Source organism: Microbacterium sp. zg-B96 (assembly GCF_030246865.1).
In the GTDB taxonomy this organism is placed as follows: domain Bacteria; phylum Actinomycetota; class Actinomycetes; order Actinomycetales; family Microbacteriaceae; genus Microbacterium.
In genome coordinates this window covers 3,401,867-3,409,839 of record NZ_CP126738.1, presented here as the reverse complement: position 1 = coordinate 3,409,839, position 7,973 = coordinate 3,401,867, and the positions used below count along the sequence as shown (strand labels likewise).

Genomic DNA, 7,973 nt, shown 5'->3' with positions numbered 1-7,973 from the left:
CCACCAAATCCACTGTAGGGCGCGGTCGCGTGTCATTGCGAGGATCGCCCCCCGTCGGTGGATAAAGTGTGCGCTCCACCGCTCGGTTTGAGTTCAGAGGCGGCGCGACGTATCCTTAATCGGTTGACTTATGCCCACTCGGGCAGTCCCCTGTACCCGCGTCCCCGGTCTCAGCTTTCCGGTGACCGCCGATCCGGAGTGATCCTCATGAGCAAGCGCACTTTCCAGCCCAACAACCGTCGCCGCGCCAAGAAGCACGGGTTCCGTGCCCGCATGCACACCCGCGCCGGCCGCGCCATCCTCTCGGCTCGTCGCGCCAAGGGGCGCACCGAGCTCTCGGCCTGACCCGAGCGGTGCTCTCGAGGCCGAACCGCCTCACACGCGGCATCGAATACCGTGCGGTGGTCCGCGGTGGTCGGCGTTGTGGGGGAACCCACACCGTCACCTACGTCGCGCCCGTTGCCGGTGATGCTTCACCGCGGTTCGGTTTCATTGTGAGCAAGCAGGTCGGCGGTGCCGTCGTGCGCAACACTGTGCGCCGGCGGCTCAAAGCCGTCTGCGCAGAGGTGCTTGTCGACGCCGCCCCCGCCGGCGACGTGGTGATCCGCGCCCTGCCCAGTGCAGCGAACGCTCCCTATGCGGAGCTACGCAGCGAGGTTCGTCGCTGTCTTGCCAAGCGGGTTGTGACATGAGTAGCGCGACGCTTCCCACGGCATCTGTTGGTGAAGGAACCCTGGATACCACGGCGCCGTGGCGCAGCATCCCGCTTCTCCCCCGCAATGCGGGCCTGGCGTTGTTGCACGGGTATCGCGCCACGATCTCCCACGTCTACGGCGACGTGTGCAAGTACTACCCCTCGTGTTCGGCTTATGCCGTCGGTGCCGTGCAGCAGCATGGCCTGGCCAAGGGGATCATCTTGGCGGCGGCGCGCCTGGGCCGCTGTCACCCTTGGGCCGCAGGTGGGATTGACGACGTTCCGTCGCACCCTCACTTTCGCCACGAGCTGACTCGGCACGGATTCGTCGTGCCCTCCTCCCGAAAGGACTGATCCGTGCTGGATCTCTTCGCTGCGACACCGGTGCCGGTGGTTCCGTCGCCCACGACTCCGCCGCCGGGTACAGGGTTCGACCTGTTCGCGACCCTGATGTGGCCGTTCAAGTGGCTCGTCGAGATGATCCTCGTCTTCTGGCACTGGGTCTTCACATCTCTCGGTCTGCCGACCGCCGCCGGCCTCACCTGGGTGCTCGCGATCATCGGCCTGGTCATCGTGGTGCGCTCGGCGCTGATCCCGCTCTTCGTGCGGCAGATCAAGAGCCAGCGCAAGATGATGGAAATCGCTCCTGAACTGCGAAAAGTTCAGGAGAAGTACCGCAATAAGAAGGATCAGCTCTCTCGCGAGGCCATGAGTCGCGAGACGATGGCGCTCTACAAGAAGCACGGCACGACGCCGGTCTCCAGCTGTCTGCCGCTCCTGGTGCAGATGCCGATTCTGCTGGGCATGTTCTACACGCTCAGCGACGTGAAGCGCCACGCCGAGTGGGGTGTGGGCGGTGTCGGCCTGCTCAATGCCGAGCTCACGAAAGAGTTCTACGAAGCGAAGCTGTTCGACGTCGCTCCGCTCCACGTGAACATGATCGAGGCGATCAATACAGGGCAGACGGCGACGGTTGCGATCTTGATCGTCCTCGTGGTCCTCATGATCGCGTCGCAGTTCATCACGCAGCTGCAGATCATCTCGAAGAACCTGTCGCCCGAGGCCAAGACCGGCCAGGCATACACGATGCAGAAGGTCATGCTGTACGTGCTGCCGCTGGCATTCATCTTCTCGGGTGTCTTCTTCCCCCTGGGTGTCGTCATCTACTGGTTCGTGTCGAACCTGTGGACGATGGGTCAGCAGTTCATCGTCATCCGCAACCTGCCGACCCCCGGGTCTGAAGCGGCCAAGGAGCGCGAAGAGCGCCTGGCGCGCAAGGGCAAGGCGCTGGATGCCAAGGGTCGCGTGATCCCCATGGAGAAGTACCTCGCCGAGCAGCAGCGTCTGCTCGAGGAGGCAGAGCGCGCCCGCGAGGCCGCCCCGAAGCGCCAGCAGCCGATGGGCAAGCAGCGTGCCAAGAAGAAGCAGCCGCCCAAGGGCGGGGAGTCCGGTAACCGGCCGGGCCTGAACCCGCCTAAGCCGACGTCCTGATCGACCGCGAAGGGAACTGACATGACTCTCACTCCTGAAACTCCCGAAGTCACGGTCGAGCAGCTCGAGCAGGAAGGCGACATCGCCGCCGACTACCTCGAGGTGCTGCTGGACATCGCCGACGTCGACGGTGACCTCGGCCTGGATGTGCGCGGCGGTCGCGCCTACGTGTCGGTCGAGGCCGATGACTCCGGATCGTTGTCACGCCTGAGCCACCCGGACACCGTTCAGGCACTGCAGGAGCTGACGCGCCTGGCGGTGCAGAACCGCACCGGTCGATTCTCGCGGCTGATCCTGGACATCGGCGGGTCGCGGGACATCCGTCAGCGGGAGCTGGAATTGCTCGTTGACCGGGCTATTTCCCGACTGGACGAGGGTGCCTCCCAGGCATCGTTGCCGGCGATGTCGAGCTACGAGCGCAAGCTCGTGCACGACGTGGTCTCGGCGCGTGGCTTCGTCTCGGAGTCGTACGGCGAGGGCGCTGACCGCCACACGGTCATCAGCCGCCCGTGACGTTTCACGTGAAACAGTGAGCACTCTCGAAGCAGAACCCGCCGTCGCCGCTGAGATCTTCGGCGATCGCATCGAGCCGGCACGCGCGTTCACGGCAGCTCTTGCCCAGCACGGTGAGGAGCGCGGGCTGATCGGCCCGCTCGAATTGCCCCGCCTGTGGAGCCGACACATCCTGAACAGCGCGGTTGCTGCGCCACTGTTTTCGGGTCGCGTCGGCGACGTCGGCTCCGGTGCGGGTCTGCCTGGGTTGGTGCTGGCCATTGCGCGCCCCGATGTCGAGTGGGTGCTCATCGAACCGATGGAACGTCGTGTCGTGTGGCTGAACGAGCAGGTGCGCGCCCTTGGCCTGGACAATGTCGAGGTGCTGCGAGGACGCGCGGAGGACTGGAACCGCGGTCCGGTGCTGGATGCCGTGACGGCTCGGGCCGTCAGTGCGCTGCGCACCCTGGTGCCGTTGACCGCTCCCCTGGTGCGCGACGGCGGTGAGTTGATTTTGCTGAAGGGCGCCAACGCCGCGAACGAGATCGCCGCCGCAGAAAAGGTGATTCGCAAGTACCGCCTGTCTGACGTGCGCGTGGAACCGATCGGCGAAGGCCTCATCGAAGAGCCCACGCGGGTCATTCGAGCCACCGTCCGCTGACCCCACTGCCCCCGCAGCCCCGGTGGTCGAGTAGCCCGCGAAGTGGGCGTTATCGAGACCCCATGCCGCGAGCGGCCCTCAGATCGTGGCGTACCGCCCCGTTTCACGTGAAACATACCCCGTGGCCCGACTGTCCCGGTACCGCACCCCGCTGGTCGAGTAGCCCGCAAAGCGGGCGTATCGAGACCCCCCGTGTCACGTGAAACACCATCGAGGTGGAACGCGCGGCCTCCGCTGGTCGAGTAGCCCGCGAGGCGGGCGAAATCGAGACCCGCGAGCCGCGAGCGGCCCTCAGATCGTGGCGTACCACCCGTTTCACGTGAAACATACCCCGTGGCCCGACTGTCCCGGTACCGCACCCCCGCTGGTCGAGTAGCCCGCGAGGCGGGCGTATCGAGACTCGCGTGCCTCACTTGCGCACATGGTCACGTCTCGGCGCAACAGCCCGTTTCACGTGAAACCCCCCGCGAACCCGTTCGTCGAGTAGACCGCGGTGTTTCGAAACCTGCACGCGCGAGCGGCCCTCACGTCTGCGGCGCGAAGCGCGGTATCGAGCCCGGCGCGTTTCAGGTGAAACGCGCCTAGACGGAACTTTCCGCGCACGCACGCGCTCTGGACTTCGCGGCTGGAGTCCAGGGTTGTCGCGATTGCCGCGCCGGTTGGGGTGGCGGTAGGTGGCTGGGTCGCTCACATTTGGCCACTTTCGGTTCTCTCAGAGCCGTTGAGAGCAGCGCGCTGAGCCGCTTGGCCGGCGGCAATACCGTCAGATCGCGCTCTATGCTCCCCCGATGAGCAAATTTCACGCCCGATCACCTACCTAATCGACCGATACTCGACCCTGTGCACTGCCGGAGCGGGTCGGCGCCAAGACTTCGAGGTGACTGGGCCGTGATGTTTCACGTGAAACCTGCCGGCTGCTGAGGCGAACGATTGACCGCGCGCGGTGCGTGCGATCTGGACTTCGGACGGCTGCGCCTACGTTTTCCTAATGGCGTTGGACGCGATATGTCGTGACCGCGCCCAGTCAAGGTTTCACGTGAAACACGGCGCCGTGCTTCCGGCGTGATCGAGTCCTGCACAGCGGTGTAGACCGCCATTCTGTGCCCCGTTCGGGGTTCCGCTTTGCCGCTCTGACCGATCCATCGGCCAGTGTGTCCGCATGGGGTACACATACGTACTGGAGTGCGCCGATGGCTCCTTCTACGTCGGAAGCACCCGGCATCTGCTTCCGCGTGTCGAGGAGCACAACTACGGTGAGGGCTCGAACTACACGAGACCGCGATTGCCGGTCGTGCTCGTCTACTACGAGGAGTATGAGCGGATCGCTGACGCATTCGCAAGAGAAAAGCAGTTGCAGGGCTGGGGCCGCGCCAAGAGAATCGCATTGATCACGGGAGCCACCGAGTATCTGCCAGCGTTGAGCCGAAAAGTGTGGCGCCGCGGCTGATCGACTGTGGACGCCTGCTCACAGAGTGCATGTTTCACGTGAAACGGTGTGCGGTATGTATGCGGGCGGGGAGGGCGATACGGCGGCTACAGCGCCTACTCAATCAATGGCGGGGTGAGGGGACGGACCCGTGCCGGTGGTCGAGTAGCCCGCGCAGCGGGCGTATCGAGACCGGCGGAGTGTCCGCGCTTGGGGCCCACGGTGTCTCAGGTCAAACGGCGGTGGGGTTTCGATACGTCGTCTTCGGCGCCTACTCAACCAGCGGCGGGGGAGAGGGGACGGACTCTTGCCGGTGGTCGAGTAGCCCGCCCAGCGGGCGTATCGAGACCTGCGGACTGTCCGCGCTTGGGCCCACGGTGTTTCACGTGAAACCGCGGTGGGGTTTCGATACGTCGCCTTCGGCGCCTACTCAACCACCGGCGGGGGAGAAGGCACGGACCCTTGCCGGTGGTCGAGTAGCCCGCCCAGCGGCCGTATCGAGACCCACACTCCACTGCTGACACGGGCCCTGTAGCTGTGTTTCACGTGAAACCGCAGTGGGGTTTCGATACGGCGCCTTCGGCGCCTACTCAACCAACGGCGGGGGAGAGGGAACGGACTCTTGCCGGTGGTCGAGTAGCCCGCCCAGCGGGCGTATCGAGACCTGCGGACCGTCCGCGCTTGGAGGCCACCGGTGTTTCACGTGAAACGGCGGTGGGGTTTCGATACGTCACCTTCGGCGCCTACTCAACCAGCGGCGGGGGAGAGGGGACGGACTCTTGCTGGTGGTCGAGTAGCCCGCGCAGCGGGCGTATCGAGACCGGCCGGCGTCGCTGCGCGTGCACGCGACATCTCGGTGTTTCACGTGAAACGCGCGAGCGGGGTTTCGATACGGCGCCTTCGGCGCCTACTCAACCAGCGGGGGGGGGGGGGCCTTAGGTGCCTCCTCAGCCAGCGGGGGTGCCGGAGACGCCTACTCAACCACCGGTATGGGGGACTGGGCGGGGTGTTCGGCGGGCTGTGGGGGTGGGGTCGCGTAGGGTTGAACACGTGGCTCGTCGAGTGAATACGGAAGGATGTTTCACGTGAAACAACCCGGGGATGCAGCCGGAACGGCATCCTTCTCCGTCGACGATTCACCGCTGGCACGAGAACTGATGGACCTGAGCGCCCGCCGCCGGGCGCTGGAGAACACGCAGGTCACCCTGAGTGGCAAGACCCGCATCGTGACGGTGTCCAACCAGAAGGGTGGCGTCGGCAAGACGACCACTGCTGTCAACGTCGCGGCAGCGCTGGCATCGGTCGGCGCACGGGTGCTGGTCATCGATCTGGACCCGCAGGGCAACGCGTCGACCGCGCTGGGAGTGCCGCACACCGCGGACGTCCCGAGCATCTACGACGTGCTGATCGACGACTTCCCGCTCGCAGACATCGTGCAGACCAGCCCGGAGTCGCCGAACCTGTTCTGCGCGCCCAGCACCATCCACCTCGCCGGCGCCGAGATCGAACTCGTGTCGCAGGTGGCCCGGGAGCATCGCCTGAAGACCGCCCTCGAGGAATACCTCAACGGCCTCGAAGAGCGTCTCGACTTCGTGATCATCGACTGCCCTCCTTCCCTCGGACTGCTCACGATCAACGCCTTCACCGCGGCCGCTGAAGTCATGATCCCGATCCAGTGCGAGTATTACGCGCTCGAGGGCCTGAGCCAGTTGCTCGGCAGTGTGCGGATGATCCAGAAGCACCTCAACCCCGGGCTGCACGTCTCCACGATCCTCCTCACGATGTATGACGGGCGTACCCGATTGGCGCAGCAGGTTGCCGAGGAAGTTCGGTCGCACTTCGCGGAGCAGGTGCTGCGGACGGTGATTCCGCGGTCCGTGCGCGTGTCTGAGGCGCCGAGTTTCGGGCAGACCGTCATCGCCTACGATGGGCAGTCCGCCGGCGCTGTGGCCTACCGGGAAGCGGCCGTAGAGATCATCCAGCGGGACGACACACACAACAGCGAAGGAACATCCTGATGGCGAAACGAACTGGTCTCGGTCGAGGCATCGGGGCGCTCATTCCCACGGCAGAGCCGTCGGAGGCCCGGCCGGTCGACGTGTTCTTCCCCGGCGTCTCCAGGAGGGCGGTCGCTGAGGCAGCTTTGCTCGAAGCGGATGCCGCGAAGAATGCGGATGCCACGGACGGCACCCCCGGCAGTAACGGCAGCGACGCCGCCACCGCGCCCACCGACGTGATCACGCCCGATACCGTGGACCCCGACGCGGCGGGCACCGACGCCCCCGACGCCCCGGGCACCGACGCCCCCGACGCCCCGGGCACCGACGCCCCCGACGCCCCGGAGGGCGCCGCCAACGGTTCCGCGCCCGAGGCGCCGGCCCCAGAGCTGCTCCCGATCCCCGGCACCCGGCTGATCCACGTCGACCCGAACGACATCGTTCCCAACCCGCGCCAGCCGCGCACGAACTTCGACTCGGACGACCTCGCTGAGCTCGTGCACAGCGTGCGCGAGTTCGGTGTGCTGCAGCCGGTCGTGGTGCGCACCAACGAAAACGGCCAGTACGAGCTGATCATGGGTGAGCGCCGCACCCGCGCTTCCCGTGAGGCCGGCCTCACCTCGATCCCTGCGATCGTGCGCGACACCGAGGACGAGCACCTGCTGCGCGACGCGCTGCTGGAGAACCTGCACCGCTCGCAGCTCAACCCGCTCGAAGAGGCATCCGCGTACCAGCAGCTGCTCGAGGACTTCGGCATCACGCAGGAGGAGCTGGCCACGCGCATCGGTCGCTCCCGGCCGCAGATCAGCAACACGATCCGCCTGCTGAAGCTCCCCATGCCGGTGCAGCAGCGGGTGGCAGCGGGTGTGCTCAGCGCGGGTCACGCACGGGCGGTGCTGTCACTCGAGGACCCCGAGGCGATGCAGCGCCTGGCAGACAAGATCGTCAACGAGGACCTCTCCGTGCGGGCCGCGGAAGCTGCCGCGAAGTCGGTGGATGCCGGTTCGACCCGTCGCGGCGCGACGAAGGCCGGAGCGCGTCGCGCTCACCTGGACGAGGTGGCCGAGCGACTGGGTGACCGCCTGAACACCAAGGTCAAGATCAACATCAGCGCACGAAAAGGCCAGGTCGTAATCGATTTCGCCACGATCCAGGACCTGAACCGCATCCTCGAGGAGATCGGCGAGACCGAGTTCGGCGCGCGCTGACGCC

At 66.0% G+C, this 7,973-nt stretch carries 9 protein-coding genes; all 9 read left to right on the top strand.

All coding sequences use genetic code 11. From position 1 onward, the window contains the following. Window positions 1–207 precede the first annotated feature (207 nt). The 9 genes from rpmH (at window position 208) to QNO11_RS16210 (ending at window position 7,969) form a co-directional block, all read left to right on the top strand. Window positions 208–345: a 50S ribosomal protein L34 gene (gene rpmH, locus QNO11_RS16250; RefSeq protein WP_026302947.1), complete on the top strand. Its 138-nt coding sequence runs from the start codon at window positions 208–210 to the stop codon at window positions 343–345. Window positions 346–353: 8 nt separating this feature from the next. Continuing rightward, entirely contained in the window at window positions 354–692 is a 339-nt protein-coding gene (rnpA, locus tag QNO11_RS16245; protein WP_257507235.1) for a ribonuclease P protein component, read from the top strand. Beyond that, entirely contained in the window at window positions 689–1,048 is a 360-nt protein-coding gene (yidD, locus tag QNO11_RS16240; RefSeq protein WP_257507236.1) for a membrane protein insertion efficiency factor YidD, read from the top strand. Before rnpA ends, yidD begins: the two co-directional genes overlap by 4 nt. 6 nt (window positions 1,049–1,054) lie before the next feature. Continuing rightward, window positions 1,055–2,185 carry a membrane protein insertase YidC gene (yidC, locus tag QNO11_RS16235; protein WP_257507715.1) on the top strand — a complete coding sequence of 377 codons (1,131 nt, stop codon included), beginning with the start codon at window positions 1,055–1,057 and terminating at the stop codon, window positions 2,183–2,185. A gap of 21 nt (window positions 2,186–2,206) precedes the next feature. Then, window positions 2,207–2,698, top strand: a complete 492-nt coding sequence (locus QNO11_RS16230; protein ID WP_257507237.1) for a Jag family protein — start codon at window positions 2,207–2,209, stop codon at window positions 2,696–2,698. 16 nt (window positions 2,699–2,714) lie between these two features. Beyond that, on the top strand, window positions 2,715–3,338 hold the full coding sequence (rsmG, locus tag QNO11_RS16225) for a 16S rRNA (guanine(527)-N(7))-methyltransferase RsmG (protein WP_257507238.1): 624 nt from the start codon (window positions 2,715–2,717) through the stop codon (window positions 3,336–3,338). A gap of 1,159 nt (window positions 3,339–4,497) precedes the next feature. Beyond that, window positions 4,498–4,785, top strand: a complete 288-nt coding sequence (locus QNO11_RS16220) for a GIY-YIG nuclease family protein (protein ID WP_257507239.1) — start codon at window positions 4,498–4,500, stop codon at window positions 4,783–4,785. 1,055 nt (window positions 4,786–5,840) lie between these two features. Continuing rightward, a complete protein-coding gene (locus QNO11_RS16215) occupies window positions 5,841–6,782 on the top strand; it encodes a ParA family protein (protein WP_257507240.1) in 942 nt (313 codons plus the stop codon). Then, the gene (locus QNO11_RS16210) at window positions 6,782–7,969 is read left to right on the top strand and encodes a ParB/RepB/Spo0J family partition protein (RefSeq protein WP_257507241.1); all 1,188 of its coding nucleotides are present in this window, start codon (window positions 6,782–6,784) and stop codon (window positions 7,967–7,969) included. Before QNO11_RS16215 ends, QNO11_RS16210 begins: the two co-directional genes overlap by 1 nt. Window positions 7,970–7,973 lie beyond the last annotated feature (4 nt).